Source organism: Acinetobacter sp. SFB, assembly GCF_001647545.1.
In the GTDB taxonomy this organism is placed as follows: Bacteria; Pseudomonadota; Gammaproteobacteria; order Pseudomonadales; family Moraxellaceae; genus Acinetobacter.
This window is the reverse complement of record NZ_LSZH01000011.1, coordinates 245,644-267,273: the sequence shown is the minus strand read 5'-3', so window position 1 is coordinate 267,273 and position 21,630 is coordinate 245,644. Positions and strand designations below refer to the sequence as shown.

The window sequence follows — 21,630 nt, the reverse complement described above, 5'->3', positions numbered from 1 at the left end:
AAATAGCCACACTGCTCTAAATTCATTGCCGTATGCATCCAGATATCGAATGACTCTTTCTTTCAAAAAAATATTCTCTATAAAGCGATGCTTCCCCCTTGTCTTTTTTATGCTGTTGCTCGGCTGTCAAAAACCTGAACCTCAGCCTATGCCAGAACAGGTACAAAAACAATCGCGGCAAGATGAAACAGTCGATTTATCTTTATTATGCAAAAATATTGAAAAGAATATGGCAGAAATTAATGCGGAACGTACCACTTTTGCCTTGGAACAGATCAATCAAGATTTAAAATTATGCCTACCGCTCTCTACATTTGCTGAACAACAGCATTTGTTGGTCCTGTCTAATCAAATGTATAGCAACTTCCTAGCGGTAGATAGAACACCGTCGCAACAAATGGCTTTTGAAGAGCATGCTTTTGATTTGTCTCAGCATCCCACCATTCAACAAAACCATTTTGAACAACTTAATTTACGTGACCAATATTTATTGAAACATAAGGGTCAAGCCTATATCGAGCTGTTCGATGCAGGCAAAGGCTTAGTCAATTATCGTCGCAGTCCTGAATATCTAGCCAAAATTTTTGCTCCCTACATGCCGCGAGCTGAACAAGTCTTTATTGAAAATTTGGCGTCCCAAAATATGATGCCCGTATTTGTTGAAAATACCTTAATGATTGAGCCGCACGAAATTGTAACCCGTGCCTTATTTTGGGAAGAATATTTAAATCAATATCCTAAAAGCAGCTATCGCAAAGATGCAGAATATCTTCTACAGATATACACCCTGTTTTTATTTAAAGGCATGAACGACTCGCCTGTCTCGGATACTTATCTTGATCAATATGCAATCCAAGCTAGCTCGATGGATGAAATTGAAAAATTAGCTCAAGTCAAAAATTCGTATTTGGCACTTCAAGCGACAAAATTTCTGCAATTTCTACAATTATCTAAACCGCAGCGCTTAAAAGAAATCCCCCTTCAGTTAAGCCCAAAAGAACAACAGTCGCTGTCTGAAAATCAGCTCACACTGAAACAATTAGATCAGTATTTAGCGTTGCAAAACTTAAGCCTGTCTAAAACACGTGATTGTTTTAGTGATGCAGTCTGTCTTTAATCTTCTGATTAAATTAAAAGTTTATACAACGAGATAAAAGCGGTATTTAATGTGAATGTTTTTAGTACTTGGGCATGCTAATATTTGTCCATCGCTTGACGGAGCGCGAGTAATTGCTCGCTGAGATTGTGTCAGTTTTTTCTATAAAAACTTAAGCACGAGTACCGTTGAACCTGATCAGGTTAAGACCTGCGTAGGAATCAAGCATCTAAAAACTGAAGCCCTCAATTTATCTGCTTTGTTGATATTCTCATTGAATTAAACCAGATAAATCCGCCACGTTTTTGGTCGTGCTTGATTCGTTGATGTCATTCATAAGGATCATTGCAATGAACCAGTTAACGAATCTATCTGCAACAGATATTTCTGCTCAACACGAGCAAGATGCTAAAGATCTCACCCGTATTTTACCCGCTTCAAAAAAAGTCTATATCCAAGGTTCTCGCGCGGATATTCAAGTGCCGGTGCGTGCCATTGAACTGACCGATACCCCGACGGGTTTAGGCGGCGAACAGAATCCTGATATTCTGGTTTATGACACTTCAGGAGTGTATACCGATCCTAACGTTGCCATTGACCTGAATAAAGGTTTACCCAATGTACGTGAAGCATGGATTGAAGAACGTCAAGATACCGAACGATTAGATACTTTGACTTCTGCCTTTGGACAAGAACGTCTAAAAGATATTCGTACCGCAGAAATTCGCTTTGCCCATATTCAAAAGCCGCGTCGTGCCCAAGCAGGCAAAAATGTCACTCAAATGCATTATGCACGTCAGGGCATCATTACCCCTGAAATGGAATATATCGCGATCCGTGAGAATCAACGCCAGCTTGAGGGTGTAGATGCACGTCAACATGTGGGTCAAAACTTCGGGGCAAAAAACTTAACTGAAATTACGCCAGAATTTGTCCGTCGGGAAGTGGCTGAAGGCCGTGCAATTATTCCCGCCAATATTAACCACCCCGAAATTGAACCGATGATTATTGGACGTAATTTCCTGGTCAAGATCAATGCCAATATTGGTAACTCGGCACTCGGTTCAAGCATTGATGAAGAAGTGGCGAAAATGACCTGGGCCACCCGCTGGGGCGCGGACACCATTATGGATTTGTCGACCGGGAAAAATATCCATGAGACCCGTGAATGGATTATCCGTAACTCGCCTGTTCCAATTGGTACGGTTCCGATCTATCAAGCCCTGGAAAAAGTCGATGGTGTGGCCGAAGATCTAACCTGGGAAATCTTTAAAGACACCCTGATTGAACAAGCCGAACAAGGTGTGGATTATTTTACCATTCATGCAGGTGTACTGCTGCGCTATGTTCCGCTCACTGCAAACCGCTTAACCGGGATTGTCTCGCGTGGCGGTTCGATCATGGCGCAGTGGTGCCTGGCCCATCATCAAGAAAACTTCCTCTATACCCATTTCGATGAAATCTGCGAAATCATGAAAGCCTATGATGTATCTTTCAGTTTAGGCGATGGTTTACGCCCGGGCTGTATTCAGGATGCCAATGACGAAGCGCAATTTTCAGAATTACGCACCTTAGGAGAACTGACCCATCGCGCATGGCAACATGATGTTCAAGTCATGATTGAAGGCCCAGGACATGTGCCCATGCACATGATTAAGGAAAACATGGATTTGCAACTTGAAGTCTGCCAAGAAGCACCTTTCTATACCCTCGGTCCTTTAACCACGGATATCGCCCCAGGTTATGACCATATTACCTCAGCGATTGGTGCCGCGATGATTGGCTGGTATGGCACCGCTATGCTGTGTTATGTCACACCGAAAGAGCATTTGGGCTTGCCGAACAAAAAAGATGTTAAAGATGGCATCATCACCTATAAAATTGCCGCGCATGCTGCCGATTTAGCCAAAGGTCATCCGGGCTCACAAGTGCGTGACAATGCTTTATCCAAAGCGCGTTTTGAATTCCGCTGGGAAGACCAGTTTAATTTGAGTCTTGACCCTGATACTGCACGCAGCATGCATGATGAAACCATGCCGAAGGAAGCTCATAAATCAGCGCACTTTTGTTCGATGTGTGGACCCAAATTCTGTTCGATGAAAATCACTCAAAACGTGAGAGATTATGCGAAAAATCAAAGTAAGGTTGAGCATGCCCAAGAACAGAGTGCAGAGATAGCCGCGGGATTCGAAACAATGAAAACCACCTATCAACAACATGGCCAAAAACTGTACCACAAGCTTTAATTTGGCAAAAAAAATCTTTTATTTTCATGAAATTCTCAGTTAGGATGAGTGATTGTTTTTCATCCTGACTGAGCTATATGAATATTATTAAGCAAGCCACATATAATAGCGATGAAGTCAAAATTCAGTCTCGCGAATATCTTTTCCGTGGCTTCATTCAGGTTGAGAAAGTCAGTCTTTGTCATCGTTTGTTTAATCAAACTGAATATACGCCTATCATTCAACGTGAGCTGATTCACAGACCTGAAGCTGCCGGGGTAGTGATTTATGATGATGCCCAACAAAAATTTGCCTTGATTGAACAATTCCGTGTGGGTGCGATGGATGATTCGGATTCACCTTGGCAACTGGAAATCATTGCCGGGGTACTCGATGGTGATGAATCGCCGGAAAGCTGTATCCGTCGTGAGAGTCTGGAAGAATCAGGCTGTGAAATTGATGAGTTACAGCATCTATTCAGCTTTTATCCATCTGCTGGTGCCTGCTCAGAACTGTTCCATTTATACAGTGCCCAAGCTACTCTTCCTCAAGAAGGCGGTGTATTTGGCATGGCGGATGAAGGTGAAAATATTCAGTTGCATCTGATTGACTACAGCGAAATTACAAATCTCCTCACCCATGGTCGATTAAGAAATGCACCGGTCATTATGGCATTGCAATGGTTACAACAACATATTAAGAAGACAAGGAATGTCTAAGGAGTCAGACATGACTTTATCCAATTACAATGACGACCAGCATGACTGGACCATTATTCAAATTTCAGATACCCATTTGATGAATCAGGAAGATCTAGAATTTGTGTCTATGAATCCTGAACAGAGCTTTCATGCCGTAATAAAGCACATTCAGCAGCAATATCCAAAGGTGGATGCCATCATCCATACCGGTGATTTAGCCCAAGTGCCCGTGAAAGAAACCTATAGCCGTTATTTGGCATTTATGCAGCATTTAGGTATCCCGTTTTATCAAATTCCGGGAAATCATGACAATATTGACCTGTTCCCTTTCTATCGCAATCAAAATCAGGTTCATGCGATTCATTTTGGCAGATGGAGCATCGTGTTACTAAATAGCGCGGTGCGTGGCAAAACGGATGGCTGGATTGAGGATATGCAACTGCAACAACTGGATCGAATTTTATCTAAATTCCAACAGCAATTTGTAGTGGTAGCATGTCATCATCATCCTTTCGATATGCAGTCAAAATGGATCGATCAACACAAACTGAAAAATACTGAGAATTTAACCGATATTTTAGCCAAGCACAGCAATGTAAAAGCAGTCATAAGTGGTCATGTTCATCAGGACTCCTTGAATGAATGGCAAAATATTCAATTTTTTTCAACACCTTCAACCTGTGTCCAGTTCAAACCTTTAAGTGATGATTTTGCGCTAGATCAAGAAGCACCTGGGTTTCGTGTACTACATTTGAAAGCAAATGGAGAGTTACAAACTGAAATTTATCGCACCGAAACTGGCAAGCAAAAAATTAATATTGAAATTTCAGGTTATTAACTTTTCATTTTGCTTTTTTTCCATTACTTTATGGCTTCAAAACAAAGCGTGATAGATGGAATCCAGGCATCAAAGACTATCAAAAAGCACAAAAAGTCTATATGATGACGGCCCTCGAAGGAGAATCTCCTAAGGGTTGGATAAAAACACTTGCATATCACCATATTTTTTGCGTATAGATAATGCGTATATGATGAGGAATGCCCTATATGGCGAATGACAACCAAAATCAAGTCTTAGATGAACAAACTGATGTTGTAGACGAAAAATCTACAAAACGCGTGCGAAAAACCAAGCCAAAAGCGTCAGAAAGTGGTTCTACTGCTAGCTTATTTGGTATTGCACCTTATCAGCCGAAAAAAAATGAAGAATACATGTCCGAAGGACAGCTTGAACATTTCCGCCAAATTCTGTTGGCGTGGAAAGAAGAGCTGATGTCTGAAGTGGATCGTACCTTAAATACCATGCAGGATGAAAATACTGCATTGCCTGACGTGAATGACCGTGCGACACAAGAAGAAGAGTTTGCAATTGAACTCCGTACCCGTGACCGTGAACGTAAATTAATCCGTAAGATTGAGCAATCAGTTGAAGCGATTAAAAACGATGACTATGGTTTCTGTGAAACGTGTGGTATTGAAATTGGCCTGCGTCGTCTTGAAGCACGTCCAACTGCAACCCTTTGTATTGACTGCAAAACTTTAGCAGAAATCAAAGAGAAGCAAAATAACGGTTAATTACAGTTAATGCTTAATAATCCTTCCCTGCCCCCTCCTTCAATACAGGAGGGGGATAACAGGATGGCTTATGTGGGTCGGTTTGCGCCATCGCCAACCGGCCCTTTGCATTTTGGCTCACTCATCACTGCTGTGGCCAGTTATTGCGATGCACGTGCGCATAACGGCACATGGCTGGTCCGGATTGAAGATACCGATATTCCGCGTATTTATCCCGGTAGTGAAGCGCATATTCTGCGTTCAATAGATGCATTTCAGTTCGAAGCTGATGCAGAAATCATTTTCCAGAAAGACCGCTTAGACCTCTACGATGCAGTCATCGATCAACTCCATCAAAATCGTCTGGTCTACGCCTGCCAATGCACCCGCAAAATGCTGAGTTCAAATCATATCTATGCGGGAACTTGCCGAGATTTAAATCTGCCTTTTCAGCAGCAAGCCATTCGTGTCAAAGTATCCGGTCAGGAAATTTGTTTTAACGACCGTCTGCAAGGCACCCATTGTTCTAATCTACAGCAGGATCTGGGTGATTTTGTGCTCAAGCGTCGGGATGGCATTATCAACTATCAACTGGCTGTGGTGGTGGATGATTATCTGCAAGGCATGACCCATGTAGTGCGCGGTGCAGACCTGCTGGATAACACCGAACGGCAAATATGGCTTGGTTCGATCCTAGGCTATCCAAAACTTGAATATATGCACCTGCCACTTGCGATGAATGATCAGGGACAAAAGCTTTCCAAACAGAACATGGCGCAAGCACTCGATCTCAAGCATGCCCCCGAACTATTACAACAAACGATTCGTGCTTTGCATCAGCCAGAAGTTGATTTAGACACCCCAGCCCACATGCTCAAACAAGCCATTGCCCAGTGGGATATACAACACATTCCCCACACAAAAGAACTGCAAGGCACTTATTTATAAAATCAAAAATGCGCTAAGCTCAAAGCTAATCTTCAGAAAATAGACAGATCTATGTTTTTTATTTTTGGAATCGGGCCTAAAACCAAAGTTATTTAGAAAAGTCAGTTTGTTTGTCCGGTATGTAGAAGCAGAAGTGCCTATGAGCTAAAACAACAGCGTACTTATTTTTCTTTATTTTTTATCCCATTGATTCCCCTTTCAAAAGCGAAAGGAGAATTTGTGAAATGTCTGAATTGTGGGACTGAGATGCCGAGTACGGTATTAACCCATACCCAGCAGGATTGATGGTCAGAATTACATCCAGAAAAAAGCTAGAAGCTTGATTCTTCTTTACTCGGATTGGCTTTTTGCGTGGTGGCATCAATTTTCAGCACTAGACTGATCATCACTGCACACATAATTAACGATGAACCACCATAACTAATAAAGGGCAAGGTCAAACCTTTGGTTGGCAACATACCCATATTCATCCCCGCATTCACCAGAATTTGCAGCAGGAAAATGATACTGATGCCATAGGCCAAATAGCCTGCGCGTAAATATTGATGCTGCAAAGCACGGTGTCCGATTTTAATACAACAGACCAGCATCACAAAAGACAACACCAGTACCGTACTAATACCAAAGAAGCCAAACTCTTCACCTAAAATTGCCAGCATAAAGTCGGTATGTGCTTCAGGCAGATAAGACATTTTCTGGATACTGTGCCCTAGACCTACCCCTACCCATTCACCCCGACCAAAGGCCATCAGTGCATTGGAAAGCTGATAACCGGTTCCTAATGGGTCTGCCCACGGATCGGTAAAGGATAAGGCCCGTTGTAAGCGGTAGGGTTCAAAAATAATTGCAGCCCCTAAGCCCAGAATAATCGCCACCATGAAACCAATGAACTGAATTGGTGGTGCACCGGCTAAAAAGAACACCCCCAAAATCATCAAGACAATAACCGCAGTTGCGCCCAAGTCCGGTTCTGCCAGGATTAAACCGACAGTGATAATCATGACCCCACCTAAGCGGAACAGACCGGATAGATTATTTCGAACCTCTTGTGCCCTGCGTACCACATAATCGGCGGTGAAAATGGCCATCATGACTTTTGCGACTTCGGATGCCTGCAAGGTAAAGCCGGCAATACGAATCCAACGGGTCGAACCATTCACTTCGGTGCCGACGACTAAAACCACAGTCAGCAACAGAATGGTCATGATCCACAAGGGAAAGGTGTTATTGAACCAGATGTTCAACGACACTTTATAGGTTAAAAATGCGGCTACAGCAGCCACAAAAATTGAAATACCATGTCGGATCACATAATGAAATGCATTTTCATGTAGACGGTCGGCATAGGGCATCGAGGCCGATGCCACCATGATTGAGCCTATACACAACAAGGCAATCACACAAAAAATCAGCACATTACGCGGTGTAACTTCAGCAGGGATTTTTGCTCCCCACTCATTATAGACCTGATTAATTTTACTTATGGTCGTCTGAGCTAACCCAGCCATACAACGTTCCTTATAATTCTTCTAAGCAAGTGTGTTCACACATGCAACAAACTGGTGTCCACGTTCACTATAACCTTTAAACATATCAAAACTTGCACATGCAGGTGACAATAGCACCACATCATTGGCTTGGGTATGTTGTTGGCATAATTCCACCGCTTCTTTTAACGATTCCGCATGAAGCAATGTCGTTGTCCCGACAATGGCTTGTTCAATCACTGCACGATCTTCACCAATCAATACCGCAACTTTGGCATATTTGCTTAAGGCATCCCTTAAGGCTGTAAAATCCTGCCCTTTACCTTGACCGCCTAAAATAATTGCTACTTTACCTTGCTTAGGTTCAATGGCAGCACCCAGACCGTCAATTGCAGCTAAGGTTGCACCAATATTGGTGCCCTTAGAGTCATTGTAATAACGTACGCCATTCACTTCTTTTACAAATTCACAGCGGTGCTCCAAGCCTTTAAAGGTTTTTAAAGTTTCCAGCATCGACTCAAGCGGCAAACCAATTGCTTCGCCCAAAGCCAGACATGCCAGAGCATTGGCTACATTGTGAGTTCCCTGAATGTACATATCGGAACTTTTCAGTAAACGCTTACGGCCTCGTGCCAACCAGAGGGTGCCGTCATCTTCTTTTAAGATGCCATATTGATTCATATCTGGCGCATTTAAACCAAAGCTTTGCATCGGGGTTACATCTGGAACCAATGGACGTGTCAGTGAGTCATCGCGGTTATGGACTACTTTTTTCACCCCTTGGAAAATACGGTGTTTTGCAGTGTGATAGCCCATCATGTCACCATGACGGTCTAAGTGATCTTCACTCAAATTAAGGATGACTGCGACTGCTGCATCTAGATTAGATGTGGTTTCCAACTGAAAACTGGAAAGCTCCAAAATATACAGTTCAGGATCATCTTTGGTTAAATCCAGTGCCGGACGACCCAGATTGCCACCGACTGCGACTTTAATTCCAGCATCTTTCGCCATTAAGCCCATCAGCGTAGTCACGGTACTTTTGGCATTTGAACCGGTGATTGCCATAATTGGCTTCTCGGTGGCACGGCGTAAAATCTGGATTTCACTGACTACAGGAATACCTTTGGCAATGGCTGCCTGAATTTCAGGCGTTTTTGGATCAAGCCCCGGGCTTATCACAATTTCTTCAGCTTGTAATAGCATCTCTTGATCGAGCTGACCAAAACTGGTTTGAACTTCGCCTGGAATTTGATCGTGTCCCGGAGGCGTCTTCCGAGAATCTGTTACTGCAACGCGGTAGCCATGTTCATGTAAGAAATTTACTGCTGCAACACCTGAAATTCCGAGTCCTGCAACGACTTTTAATCCACCACGTTGAATTAACATTTTTACCCCATATGTTGGTATGTTTTAAAACTGTCAAAATGTTAGCACTTTGCTCTTTTGAATGCTTTTTCTGTTTTGACTTTATGCGTCTTTTTTTGTGTCCACGCGTAAAAAAACCGTCATAAAAAAGACGGTTTTTTTAAATTGGGCAAAAATTAGAAAATTACTTCCATTTTACCGCTTGAACTTCCGGTTTTTTCTGGGTGTTGTCTTGTGTTGCAGAACATCCACAGCTTCCACCGCAACCAGAGACCATGGCAGGTTTTAACCATTTGGCTAAACTGAGCCATCCTTGCTTATCACAAACACGGGATAACTGCATGAAGACTGAGTTTGCCGTCTGAGGAAATACCTTTTTGAAGACCACAATTGCACTCCAAATCACCAATGCCGCAACAATCACAACTTCAATCATCTCAATCTCCTCTACAGATTATTTTCAGTCAACTTAACCTGATTTAATTAACCCAAATAGTGGGTCGCAACTTGATAGGTCAGGAACGACATTAAATAAGCCAAACCAAATAAATAAGCGGTCATAAAGCTCACGGTTTTCCATGAACCTGTTTCACGTTTCACCGTTGCCAAGGTTGCCAGACAATGCGGTGCATAAATAAACCAGACCAAAAGCGATAAACCGGTCGCCAGCGACCAACCAAGGTGACTATCACTGCTGATAATGGACGCCAAACCTTGCGATATTGCATCATCATCGGTTGCAGACAAGGCATAAACCGTACCCAGTGCCGCGACCACAACTTCACGTGCCGCCATGGCAGGAATCAGAGCAATACAGATCTGCCAGTTAAAGCCCAGTGGGGCAAAAATCGGTTGCATCACGTGTCCGAGCATACCTGCGAGCGAGTAATCAATTGCAGGTAAAGTCGCGCCTTCTGGCGGCTGCGGAAAAGTACACAAGAACCAAAGCAAAATTGATAACGCGAAGATAATGCCACCGACACGTTTCAAGAAGATTTTGCCGCGGTCCAGCAAACCAATCCAAATACTTTTCACGTCGGGAAAACGGTAGCTTGGCAATTCCATCAACAACATATGTTGTGATTTGTCTTTCTGGAAAAACTTTAAGATGAAAGAAACCAGCAGTGCGCTGACAATTCCGGCCATGTATAAAGCAAACAGCACCAGACCCTGCAGATTAAACACCCCCCAAACCATATACTCTGGAATAAAGGCGGCAATGAGTAGCGCATATACCGGTAAACGTGCCGAACAGGTCATCAGCGGTGCAACAAAGATCGTGGTTAAACGGTCGCGTGGGTCGCTAATACTGCGGGTTGCCATAATCCCGGGGACTGCACAGGCAAAGCTAGACAGCAATGGAATAAACGCACGACCACTTAAGCCGGCTTTAAACATCAGCTTATCCAGCAAGAATGCAGCACGCGGCAAATAACCCGACTCTTCGAGGACGAGAATAAAGAAGAACAGAATCAGAATTTGTGGCAAGAACACCACCACCCCACCTGCCCCGGCAATCACACCATCAACCACCAAGCTGTTCAGCAATGGATGCGATATGTGTTGTCCAACGAATTCACCGAACCAGCCAAAGAAGGCTTCAATACCATCCATAAAGGGTGCAGCCCAAGCAAATACCGCCTGGAACACCACAAACATCATCAGTGCCAGACTGACCAAACCTAAGACTGGATGTAAAAATATTTTATCGAGGAAATCGGAGCGTTTATCTTCCTGATCGACTGACTGCACCACATCATGCAAAATCGTGGTGATTTTATGATGATTATCGCCAGTTAAGCCGCTGAGTTCAGTATGCGGTGTCGAATATTTACCTTGATCAAGCGCATTCATCAGGTTTTCAATGCCTGAATTACGTACCGCAACGGTTTCCACCACTGGAATACCTAAACGTTGCGCCAGTTTTTGCGTATTGATTTGCATACCACGGCGACGTGCTTCATCCATCATGTTCAGCACAAGTAGAATCGGACGACCCAGCTCGATCATCTCGAGCACCAGACCTAAATGCAGTTTCAAATTGGTGGCATCGACCACGCACAAGAACGCATCTTGCTGCCCTTCTTCGGCAATTTTTCCTTGCACCACATCGCGGGTAATGGCTTCATCCGGGCTGGTCGCATTTAAGCTGTAGGTTCCGGGTAAATCTAGAACACGAACCGGTTTGCCTGATGGCAAGGTGAACTGTCCCACCTTACGCTCGACCGTGACACCGGCATAGTTGGCCACCTTTTGCCGGGTGCCGGTCAGATGGTTGAATAATGATGTTTTACCACAGTTTGGGTTACCTACCAGGGCAATACGTAGCGCATCACTCATGCAGGTGCTCCGTCAAAATTAATTTCAATTTTTTCAGCTTCAACTTTACGCAGTGCGAATCGGGTAAATCCAACTTGAATCAAAATCGGATCGCCACCAAAAACACCTTTGGTAATCACCTTTACTTTTGTGCCCGGAACAAACCCTAGCGTTTCTAAACGGCTTGCGACCAAATCGTTTTGAGAAATATTGCCATCTAAAGTTTTATTGACTTTGCTGATGATGGCCGTTTGTTTCACTTTTAAATCAGATAAACGCACCGCATCTAATCCTAAAATATTTTGAACAGTATACAAACAAATGAGAATAATTACCAAGTAAGGTTTGATTCCAATTCTCATCTGCTCTCTCAGATCGACATTGGCAAGAAATTGTTCTAAATTGACCCAAGCCAAGAAAAACTTGGATTTTTCATTCAATGTAGAACTGTCATGCTTAATAAAAAACCTCGTATCCCTGCTCCGGTGAGCATTCCTGAACATTTAAGTTTTTTACAGGGTTTCCGAGATTATTTAATTGCACAAACCGTCAGTCCGCATACTCGCAATGCCTATCTGTCTGATTTGGTTCAATGTAGTGAATGCAACTCTAATTCCATGCCGCAATGGTCCAGCGATGACATTTCTGATGTTCTACTGGCATTAACCAAACAGGGTAAAAGTCCGCGCTCGATTGCCCGATCACTTTCTGCACTGCGTTCTTTTTATAAGTTTTTACGTGAACAAAAACTTCGCTCCGACAATCCTGTGGCAACCCATAAAACCCCAAAAATTGGCCGTTCGCTGCCCAAAGATATTTCCGAACAAGAAGTTGAAGCCTTAATTCATGCCCCGAATATTGAAACAGCTTTGGGTTTGCGTGATCGCGCCATGCTTGAAGTGCTTTATGCTTGTGGACTACGGGTGACGGAATTGCTCAATTTACGTCTAGAACTGATTAATTTAAAACAAGGCTATTTACGCGTTGTCGGCAAAGGCAATAAAGAACGCTTGGTGCCATTAGGACAAGTGGCCTGTGAATGGATCGAAAAATATCTCAATGAAGCACGTTCCAGTTTATATAAATCTGCCACTGACTATGTATTTTTGACTCAGCACGGCGGCATTATGAGCCGGCAAAATTTTTGGTATGCCATTAAGCGCTATGCACTACAAGCCGGGGTACAAGCCGAACTGTCTCCGCATACTTTACGCCATGCTTTTGCTACCCATTTACTCAATCATGGCGCGGACTTGCGTGTGGTTCAGATGTTATTGGGTCATAGTGATTTATCTACCACCCAAATTTATACTCACGTTGCCCAAGTTCGCATGCAGCAACTGCATGCCACGCATCACCCTCGCGCTTAGTCTGATCTTCATTGATCATCTAAGACTAAGAAGTGTTAACGAGCCGGGCTTTTTTTTTGTTATGCTAGGCCATCAATTTTTATATAGCTAAAAGAAAGGGTTGTTTATGTCACTTACCCGCTCAAAAATTTTTATTGCATGCACTTTGGCAAGCAGTATGCTCATCACTGCGTGTTCCAACTCAAATAACGATGAAAAAAAGCAAGGCACTTTAACCGCTAGTGCTCCCGCAACCGGACAGGCCTCGAATATTTCCGAGCGCAATGCACAGCAGCGTTTAATTAACACCCTGCAACAGCACTTTAAAAAAGCCAATATCAATGCCAAAGTGCTGGATATTAAAGCCACTGAAGTACCGAACCTGTATTGGGTCAACCTGGAAGGCATGTCGTCTGTTTACGCAACTGCAGATGGTAAATACATTATTCAAGGCGATGTGCTTCGTTTGGGCGACAGCAAAATCCACAATGTCAGTGAAAACCTGCAATCCGCAGCCAACAAAAAGCTTCTGGCTGGCTTAAAAACTGAAGATCTTTTAGTTTATAAGGCGCAAGGCAAAACCAAACATATTGTGTATGTATTTACCGATGCCAGCTGCCCGTACTGCCATAAACTGCATGAACACATGAGCGAAATTAATGCCAAAGGCATTGAAGTGCGTTATATCGCATGGCCACGTGGCGAACAGTTCATGCCAGCCATGGAAAGCATCTGGTGCAGCAAAGACCGTCAGGCTGCTTTTGACCAGGCCATTGCTGGTGCGCCTCTTGCCCCAGCAACATGCAAAAACCCCGTTAGAGATCAGTATCAACTTGGTCTAAATATGGGCGTAAATGGCACACCGGCAATTTACAATGAAGATGGTGTTTATCTAGGTGGATACCTGTCTCCTGAAGAATTGGCAGAACGTTTAAATAACTAATTTTTATTCGTTAAATTACTGTTTTTTATAGTTGAAGATAAAGTGATTTCTTTCCTAGAGTCTCATGCTTTTTTTAGCTATGATCTAGGTTCGCTTAAAATTGATTAGATATTGGAGTGTGACGTGAAACCAGTTCGTCTGGCAATCCTCGGTCTTGGTACTGTAGGTGGTGGTGCCCTTAAACTTTTAAAAGAAAACGCTGCTGAGATTAGACGTCGCACCGGTCGGGAAATTGAAATTACCCATGTGGGTACACGTCGTCCGCGTCCTGATTTGGATCTTCCAGAATCAATCAAACAAAGTGCTGATCTTTTAGAAATTGTACGTCAGCCAGATGTTGACGTTGTGGTTGAAGTGATGGGCGGTATCCACCCTGCCTATGAAGTCATCATGGAAGCCATGAAACATGGCAAGCATATTGTCACTGCCAACAAAGCCCTGTTGGCTGAACATGGTAATGAATTATTTAAAGCGGCAGAAGACAACGCTGTGCAAATTGCCTATGAAGCAGCTGTTGCCGGCGGTATTCCAATTATCAAAGTCATTCGCGAAGGTTTGGCAGCCAATAAAATTGACTGGTTGGCAGGCATTATTAATGGCACAGGCAACTTCATCTTAAGTGAAATGCGTGAAAAGGGCCGTGCTTTTGAAGATGTGCTGAAAGAAGCGCAAGAACTCGGTTATGCCGAAGCTGATCCTACTTTTGACGTAGAAGGGATTGATGCTGCCCATAAACTGACCATTCTGGCTTCATGTGCCTTTGGTATTCCATTGCAGCTTGATAAAGTGTTTACTGAAGGGATTGGCAAAGTCACTGCACAAGATGTGAAATATGCAGAAGACTTGGGTTTCCGCATCAAACATTTGGGTATTGCACGCCGTACCAATGCAGGGATTGAATTACGTGTGCATCCAACTTTAATTCCAGATGACCAGCTGATTGCCAATGTCAACGGCGTGAAAAATGCCGTTTTGGTACAAGCCAATGCAGTCGGTCCAACACTGTATTACGGTGCTGGTGCTGGTGCTGGTCCAACCGCTTCTGCGGTGGTTGCTGACGTTGTCGATATTGTGCGTGATATTATTTATACCGAAGATGGCGCTGGAACCATTCCGCAACTGGCCTTTGAAGCTTTAACGGATTTACCAATTTTAACGCGTGAACAAATGACTACGGGTTACTACATTCGTATTAATGCCGAAGACCAAATGGGCGTACTTGCCGATGTGACGACTATTTTAAGTCGTGCCGGAATCAGTATTGACGCCATCATGCAGCAACCACGCTTAAAAGACCTGATTCCGATCGTGATTTTAACTGATCCTATCGTGGAATCAAAAATGGATGAAGCGATGCAACAAATTCAAGCATTGCCTTTCATTCATGGCGAAATTGTACGAATTCGTTTAGAATCGCTTGATAATTAATCGGGTTGAGGGGAGTATTCCCCCTTGCCAAGCTCTACACACAATTGGAACATCATCATGTCTAATGCCAATCGTTATACTGGTTTAGTTGACCGTTATCGCGACCGTTTACCCGTATCTGCAACCACTCGTGCTATTTCTTTAGGTGAAGGTAATACCCCACTGATCAAGCTTGAGAACATTCCACGCATTATTGGTAAAGACGTTGAAATCTATGTGAAGTACGAAGGCTTAAACCCGACCGGCTCATTTAAAGACCGTGGTATGACCATGGCGGTGACCAAAGCGGTTGAAGAAGGTTCTAAAGCTATTATTTGTGCTTCTACCGGCAATACCTCTGCTGCCGCTGCTGCTTATGCTGCACGCGCAGGCATCAAAGCTTTCGTTTTAATCCCGGAAGGCAAAATTGCCATGGGCAAAATGGCACAAGCAATGATGTACGGTGCAATCACCATGCAAATTCGCGGTAACTTCGATGACGGCATGCGCCTGGTGAAAGAAGTGGCTGATCAAGCGCCGGTAACCATCGTAAACTCAATCAACCCTTATCGTTTGCAAGGTCAAAAAACCATTGCTTACGAAATCGTTGAAGCTTTGGGTCGTGCACCTGATTATCACTGCTTGCCAGTCGGTAACGCGGGTAATATCACTGCACACTGGATGGGGTATACCGAAGCAGTTGCCAATCAGCCGAAAGAAGAATTTGAGCAAGTGATTTACGATGCTGAAACAGATGCTTTCACTGGTCCTAAACCTGCTGGCCTTCCAATCATGGCGGGTTATCAAGCATCTGGTGCTGCACCGTTCCTACGTGGTGCTCCTATTGCAAACCCTGAAACTGTTGCGACTGCTATCCGTATTGGTAATCCACAAAGCTGGAACCATGCCAAAGCGGTTGTTCGTGATTCGAACGGTTGGTTTGACGAATTAACCGATAGCGAGATTCTTGAAGCACAGCGTTTACTTTCAATGTACGAAGGCGTGTTTGTAGAACCTGCTTCTGCAGCATCTGTGGGCGGTGCCATCCGTGACATTAAAGCCGGCAAGATCGCTGAAGGTTCAGTGATTGTGTGTACTGTGACGGGTAATGGCTTGAAAGACCCAGATACTGCCATCAAACAATGTTCTGATGCTGTGATGCTGTCAATCGATGCGACAATGAATCAAGTGAAAGAATCTATTCTTTCTAATATGTAATTCTTTTTAGCATCATTAGAAATACAAAAAGCCCTGCAATTGCGGGGCTTTTTTTCGCTACACATACAGCAAAGATTAAATACGTTTTGGAAGTTGGCTCGCCCAGTTCATTAAACGGGTTGCATCATTGGTACGTGCGGCAGATGAATCTGCTCCAAGAAGCACCACCACAGCTGGACGGTTATTTAAAGTGGTATGCATGACCACACAACGCCCTGCTTCATTGATATAACCGGTTTTGGAAATATTAATATTCCAGCCCCCATTACGCACTAGAGCATTGGTATTATTTGATTTCAATACACGGTAGCCCAAATTAAAATCATAGCTTGGTGTGGTTGAGAATTGACGAATTAAACTGTATTGCGACGCTGCACTCACCAAAATACCTAAATCACGTGCAGAAGCCACATTACGTGGGTCAAGACCGGTGGATTCATAATAATGAGCCGAATTCATGCCTAAAGATTTTGCTTTTGCATTCATTGCTGAAACAAAAGCAGCACGTCCCCCTGGATAAGTTCGAGCCAAAGCAGCAGCAGCCGGATTTTCCGATTTCATCAAAGCAAACAATAACGCTTCCGCGCGGTTCATTGAATCGCCGGCACGCAAGGTCGAACTCGAATTTTTACCGCCCGCTCCTGCGAAATCAATCGATTGCAGGGTGATTTTTTCAGACATGTTCAGTCGAGCATCTGAAATTACCACTGCAGTCATCAGCTTAGTGATGGAGGCAATCGGTAATGCGGTGTTACTATTTTTACTATATAGCACTTCACCTGTTTGTGAATCCATCACCAATGCGGCACGTGCATTAACAGAAGGCTGGTTGCTATAACCTGAATTATCTAAAATTTGTACAGTTTTAGGTGCAGAATGACTAATCACACCATTAGAACTACGCACTGAAGTGGTAATTTTAGTTGAACCTAGTGGCGTTGGTTCTTCGCTCAATGTCGAAACATCGCCATTGAGTAATTGTTTGGCCTCTTCAGAAGACCAGTTTAAAGCAGCTTGACCTGTGCCTCCAGAAGCATCCATGATAAGTTCTGCAAAACTGGTAGAACTCAGACTAAGTAAGATAGACATACCTAGCACATGGATTAAAGACTTGTTCGAATTTTTCACGGTGGTTTACTCAACTCATGGAGGCAAGATACATTTGTGTATTACCTCAAATATGCCTTACATTTAAACACAAAGGTGAACATTTTTTACGCATAAACCTTTATGCTTAACATTTCATTTAAAGATGAATAATAGGATTGCTAATTTTGTCATTTCATTGCAAGCTTATTTTGCTTTATGTAACAAAAAAATTGCTTTTTTTATATGAGGGGAGAAATAGGTGATCACAGTTTTAGTAGTAGATGATCATGAATTAGTACGTACCGGGATTTGCCGAATGCTGGAAGACCATGCGGATGTTCAAGTGATTGGTCAGGCTGAATCTGGGGAAGAAGCGATTACCTTGGTGCGTCACCATCATCCGAATGTGGTTTTACTTGATGTCAATATGCCGGGCATCGGTGGAGTAGAAACCACGCGCCGTCTTTTGCAAAGCGCACCTGAGACCAAAGTTGTCGCGGTGAGTGGTTTGGCTGAAGAACCTTATCCATCATTATTGCTTAAAGCCGGCGCAAAAGGGTATATCACCAAAGGTGCACCGGTCACCGAAATGGTTCGTGCTATTAATAAAGTCATGCAAGGTGGCAAATATTTCAGTGCAGATATTGCTGAACAACTGGCCAGTTCATATCTTTCAGATACCCAGCAATCGCCATTTGATTCACTCTCTGAACGTGAAATGCAAGTCGCGATGATGGTAGTGAATTGTATTAGTGCCCAGGAAATTGCCGATAAGCTTTTTGTCAGTGTTAAAACCGTCAATACTTATCGTTATCGTATCTTTGAAAAGTTAAATTTAGATAGTGACGTGAAACTGACCCATTTGGCCATTCGTTATGGGCTGATTAAACCTTAATGCTTTTGATTTAGCTTTCTAGAAGACATGCATGACGCAGCCTACCCAAAATTTTGAGTTTAATCAGTACCATTTAGGCATTTGGTATGGCGCCTACAGACTGATTATTGCCAGCTGTCTTCTGCTGATTTTTTTACTCACCTACCAGCTTTTAAATACAGATTATCGCTATCCACAGCTCTATCTTTACGTCCTGATTTGCTTAGTATTGATAAGCTGCATACAGTTACTGAGCTTAAAAAAAATACGCTCCAGAGTTCCACAACAACTGGAGCTTGTATTTGCTGTCGACGTCATTGCTTTAAGTTTACTTACTTTTGCGATGGATGGTCCGAATCTGCATTTAAGTCTCCTGTTTGTGATTACCATTTTTGCCGCGTCTTTACTGTTAAATGCCCAACAAGCTTTAATTATCACCCTGATTGCCGTCATTAGTATTGTTTATCAACTATTTGTAGGCAATCTTTTCGATTTCTCTTCATTAAATAATATTGGCAATAGTGCCTTATTGGCATTCCTGTTTTTTGTGGTTTATGGCAGTGCTCAAGTGGCTGTACGACGTTTCCAATTGCTGGAAAATTTAAATTTTTCTCAATCCTTGGAACTCAATCGGCTGCAAAATCTGAACCGTTATATTCTGGAACAGATTGAACTCGGTTATCTGGTTCTGGATGAAAACTGTCATATCGTACTGAGTAATCCTGCGGCGTGTATGCTGTTAGGCATTCCCCCCCTCTATGCCTATGACAAATATCCTTTATACAAAACACAACCTGATCTGTTTGAACTGATTAAGTTTGATCAGCTGCAAGATGGCGAAAGATTTCAATTCGAGTCACAGCTAAGCCGTTATCATATGCATATCGAAGTGCAGAAGTTAATGGTTCCGCATCAGACCCTCACCCTGTTGATGCTGCAAGATGCAGGCAAAATCAATCAACGGGTACAACAATTAAAACTAGCTGCTTTAGGACAATTGTCTGCCAGTATCGCCCATGAAATTCGCAATCCTTTAGCTGCGATTGTTCAAGCCAACGAACTGTTGCCTGATAGTGATTCCAACCAACAAAAGCTATTAAGTCAGATGATTGCAAAACAAGCACAGCGCATTGACCGTATCATCCAAGACACCTTAAATATGGTGCGAAACAGGGAAACACATCCTGCACAGATCCATCTGAATCAATTTATTCCGCAAATGATCCAGGAAGATTTATCTGATATCATCCATCAGATTCGATGCACCATACAAAATAAAATCTCAATTACTTTTGATGAAGCACAATTTCGCCAAGTTCTGATTAATCTGATTCGTAATGCAATTCGGCACAATTCACCTGAGCATTCACATATTGAATTAAATATTTATTCACATGGATCCAATGTCCGAATTGAAGTCCGAGATTTTGGCTCAGGGGTGGCATCCCAAGATTTAACCTACTTATTTCAACCTTTTTTTAGTACCGAAATCACGGGAACTGGTTTAGGATTATACTTATCTCATAGTTTCTGTGAGGCGAATCAAGCAAAACTGGACTATGTAGAACAAAAACAAGGCGCATGCTTTAGAATAGAATGCCTGGATGGTGCTTTAAATTAATAGTGTTGGGGTGTAATTTTGGAACGACAACCATTTGTTTTATTGGTAGATGATGAGGAAGATTTGTGTACTTTAATGCAAATGTCTTTATCACGCATGGGCATCAAGACCCATATCGCATATCGTCTTGAACAGGCCAAAAAATGCTTATCCGAAAACGAATATGATGCCTGTTTAACGGATTTAAATTTACCGGATGGGAATGGACTGCAATTGGTAGAATGGATTGGTCAACATTTTCCTGCCCTACCTGTAGCGGTATTGACTGCATATGGCAATATGGAAATTGCGATTGCGGCATTAAAAGCCGGCGCTTTTGATTTTGTCAGTAAACCGATTAATCAGAAACACCTGGAGCAACTCTTACAAAAAGCGTTGAACAAACCGGTTGAAAATTTCCAAAGCAAAGAAGATAGTCTGGAACAAAAATTATTGATTGGCCAGTCTCTGCCGATTCAGCAATTACGCATTACTTTAAATAAAATTGCCCGCTCTCAAGCTCCTGTCTTTATTAGCGGTGAATCCGGGACAGGAAAAGAAGTCATTGCCAATCTGGTGCATCGACTCAGCAATCGTAATGAAGGCCCTTTTATTGCGATTAACTGTGGCGCCATTCCCACTGAATTGATGGAAAGTGAACTGTTTGGGCATAAGAAAGGCAGCTTTACCGGTGCAACGCAAGACAAACAAGGTCTGATTCAATCAGCACATGGTGGCAGTCTTTTTCTAGATGAAATTGCTGAACTGCCTTTAACCATGCAGGTCAAACTGCTGCGTGCAGTGCAGGAAAAACGGATTCGTCCAGTCGGTTCAGATGCTGAAATTGATGTCGATTTTCGCGTGATCAGCGCCAGTCATCAGGATTTGGATGCATTGGTGCAGCAAGGCAGATTTCGACAAGATTTATTCTTCCGTATTCATGTGATGGATCTGGTCCTTCCGCCACTGCGTGAACGGGGGGAGGATATTATTTTATTGGCGCATCATTTTATTCAAAAAATTAGTCAGGAATGGAGCATTCCTCAAAAACAACTGACTGAACGTGCGAAAAACTTTTTGCTGGGCCAGTATTATCCTGGCAATGTTCGTGAGCTGCGCAATATTATTGAACGTGCTATCACGCTCAGTGATGAAGATAAAATTGATTTACCGCATTTACAAAGCGCACCATTGCGTTATCCAACAGCAGCACCGTTAGATCATCAGCAAGAAGCCAGCCCTGCTTTTCGTAGTGATATCTTGGTCTCTGCTAAAAAGTTACCGAATGAAGGTTTAGAGCTTTATCTGGAGAATATTGAAAAAGATATTTTACTCAATGCGCTAAACTTGACTCATTGGAACAGAACGCTGGCAGCCAAAAAACTCGGCATGTCTTTCCGCTCTTTACGTTACCGCTTAAAGAAATTTGGTCTGGACACAGATGAGGAATAA

General features: G+C 43.0%; 19 protein-coding genes, 1 pseudogene and 1 riboswitch. Of the genes and pseudogenes, 14 read left to right on the top strand and 6 right to left on the bottom strand.

Features of this window, described 5'->3' with window-relative positions; genetic code table 11:
- The first annotated feature begins 49 nt into the window (after nt 1-49).
- From AY606_RS05785 to AY606_RS15750, 7 genes and pseudogenes are all read left to right on the top strand, one after another.
- Nucleotides 50-1,117: a hypothetical protein gene (locus AY606_RS05785; protein WP_212838718.1), complete on the top strand. Its 1,068-nt coding sequence runs from the start codon at nt 50-52 to the stop codon at nt 1,115-1,117.
- A gap of 89 nt (nt 1,118-1,206) precedes the next feature.
- A riboswitch (TPP riboswitch) is annotated at nt 1,207-1,334 on the top strand.
- Nucleotides 1,335-1,446: 112 nt separating this feature from the next.
- Nucleotides 1,447-3,342: a phosphomethylpyrimidine synthase ThiC gene (gene thiC, locus AY606_RS05780; RefSeq protein WP_067866079.1), complete on the top strand. Its 1,896-nt coding sequence runs from the start codon at nt 1,447-1,449 to the stop codon at nt 3,340-3,342.
- Nucleotides 3,343-3,419: 77 nt separating this feature from the next.
- Entirely contained in the window at nt 3,420-4,040 is a 621-nt protein-coding gene (locus AY606_RS05775) for an NUDIX domain-containing protein (protein WP_067866076.1), read from the top strand.
- 10 nt (nt 4,041-4,050) lie between these two features.
- On the top strand, nt 4,051-4,860 hold the full coding sequence (gene cpdA, locus AY606_RS05770) for a 3',5'-cyclic-AMP phosphodiesterase (RefSeq protein ID WP_067866072.1): 810 nt from the start codon (nt 4,051-4,053) through the stop codon (nt 4,858-4,860).
- Nucleotides 4,861-5,069: 209 nt separating this feature from the next.
- A complete protein-coding gene (gene dksA / locus AY606_RS05765; RefSeq protein WP_067866069.1) occupies nt 5,070-5,597 on the top strand; it encodes an RNA polymerase-binding protein DksA in 528 nt (175 codons plus the stop codon).
- 9 nt (nt 5,598-5,606) lie between these two features.
- A complete protein-coding gene (gene gluQRS, locus AY606_RS05760; RefSeq protein ID WP_171255361.1) occupies nt 5,607-6,524 on the top strand; it encodes a tRNA glutamyl-Q(34) synthetase GluQRS in 918 nt (305 codons plus the stop codon).
- Between the two features lie 51 nt (nt 6,525-6,575).
- A pseudogene (locus AY606_RS15750) lies at nt 6,576-6,809 on the top strand (zinc-ribbon domain-containing protein).
- 26 nt (nt 6,810-6,835) lie between these two features.
- Here AY606_RS15750 and ftsW read toward each other — a convergent pair.
- The 5 genes from ftsW to AY606_RS05735 all read right to left on the bottom strand — a co-directional run bounded on the left by ftsW (nt 6,836) and on the right by AY606_RS05735 (nt 11,979).
- A complete protein-coding gene (gene ftsW, locus AY606_RS05755; RefSeq protein ID WP_067866063.1) occupies nt 6,836-8,032 on the bottom strand; it encodes a putative lipid II flippase FtsW in 1,197 nt (398 codons plus the stop codon).
- A gap of 21 nt (nt 8,033-8,053) precedes the next feature.
- On the bottom strand, nt 8,054-9,400 hold the full coding sequence (gene murD, locus AY606_RS05750) for a UDP-N-acetylmuramoyl-L-alanine--D-glutamate ligase (protein WP_067866060.1): 1,347 nt from the start codon (nt 9,398-9,400) through the stop codon (nt 8,054-8,056).
- A gap of 163 nt (nt 9,401-9,563) precedes the next feature.
- Complete coding sequence (locus AY606_RS05745) at nt 9,564-9,815, bottom strand: DUF6587 family protein (RefSeq protein WP_067866057.1); 252 nt, start codon at nt 9,813-9,815, stop codon at nt 9,564-9,566.
- Nucleotides 9,816-9,862: 47 nt separating this feature from the next.
- On the bottom strand, nt 9,863-11,719 hold the full coding sequence (gene feoB, locus AY606_RS05740) for a ferrous iron transporter B (protein ID WP_067866054.1): 1,857 nt from the start codon (nt 11,717-11,719) through the stop codon (nt 9,863-9,865).
- Nucleotides 11,716-11,979, bottom strand: a complete 264-nt coding sequence (locus AY606_RS05735; RefSeq protein ID WP_067866608.1) for a FeoA family protein — start codon at nt 11,977-11,979, stop codon at nt 11,716-11,718. Before AY606_RS05735 ends, feoB begins: the two co-directional genes overlap by 4 nt.
- A 171-nt stretch (nt 11,980-12,150) precedes the next feature.
- Between AY606_RS05735 and xerD the strand changes: the two genes are divergently transcribed.
- From xerD to thrC, 4 genes are all read left to right on the top strand, one after another.
- Entirely contained in the window at nt 12,151-13,068 is a 918-nt protein-coding gene (xerD, locus tag AY606_RS05730) for a site-specific tyrosine recombinase XerD (RefSeq protein ID WP_067866050.1), read from the top strand.
- A gap of 106 nt (nt 13,069-13,174) precedes the next feature.
- Complete coding sequence (locus AY606_RS05725; RefSeq protein ID WP_067866047.1) at nt 13,175-13,990, top strand: DsbC family protein; 816 nt, start codon at nt 13,175-13,177, stop codon at nt 13,988-13,990.
- A 123-nt stretch (nt 13,991-14,113) separates the two neighbouring features.
- Nucleotides 14,114-15,418: a homoserine dehydrogenase gene (locus tag AY606_RS05720; protein WP_067866044.1), complete on the top strand. Its 1,305-nt coding sequence runs from the start codon at nt 14,114-14,116 to the stop codon at nt 15,416-15,418.
- A gap of 57 nt (nt 15,419-15,475) precedes the next feature.
- The gene (gene thrC, locus AY606_RS05715) at nt 15,476-16,615 is read left to right on the top strand and encodes a threonine synthase (protein ID WP_067866041.1); all 1,140 of its coding nucleotides are present in this window, start codon (nt 15,476-15,478) and stop codon (nt 16,613-16,615) included.
- 75 nt (nt 16,616-16,690) lie between these two features.
- Here thrC and pbpG read toward each other — a convergent pair whose 3' ends face one another.
- Complete coding sequence (gene pbpG, locus AY606_RS05710; RefSeq protein WP_155858131.1) at nt 16,691-17,743, bottom strand: D-alanyl-D-alanine endopeptidase PBP7/8; 1,053 nt, start codon at nt 17,741-17,743, stop codon at nt 16,691-16,693.
- 220 nt (nt 17,744-17,963) lie between these two features.
- On the opposite strand from pbpG, the gene gacA reads away from it, so the two are divergent.
- The 3 genes from gacA to AY606_RS05695 are packed head-to-tail and all read left to right on the top strand — an operon-like array spanning nt 17,964 to nt 21,630.
- Nucleotides 17,964-18,599 (top strand): response regulator transcription factor GacA, encoded by a 636-nt coding sequence (gene gacA, locus AY606_RS05705; protein WP_067866036.1) that lies wholly within the window; start codon nt 17,964-17,966, stop codon nt 18,597-18,599.
- 31 nt (nt 18,600-18,630) lie between these two features.
- A complete protein-coding gene (locus tag AY606_RS05700; protein ID WP_067866033.1) occupies nt 18,631-20,199 on the top strand; it encodes a sensor histidine kinase in 1,569 nt (522 codons plus the stop codon).
- Between the two features lie 15 nt (nt 20,200-20,214).
- Nucleotides 20,215-21,630, top strand: a complete 1,416-nt coding sequence (locus AY606_RS05695; RefSeq protein WP_171255368.1) for a sigma-54-dependent transcriptional regulator — start codon at nt 20,215-20,217, stop codon at nt 21,628-21,630.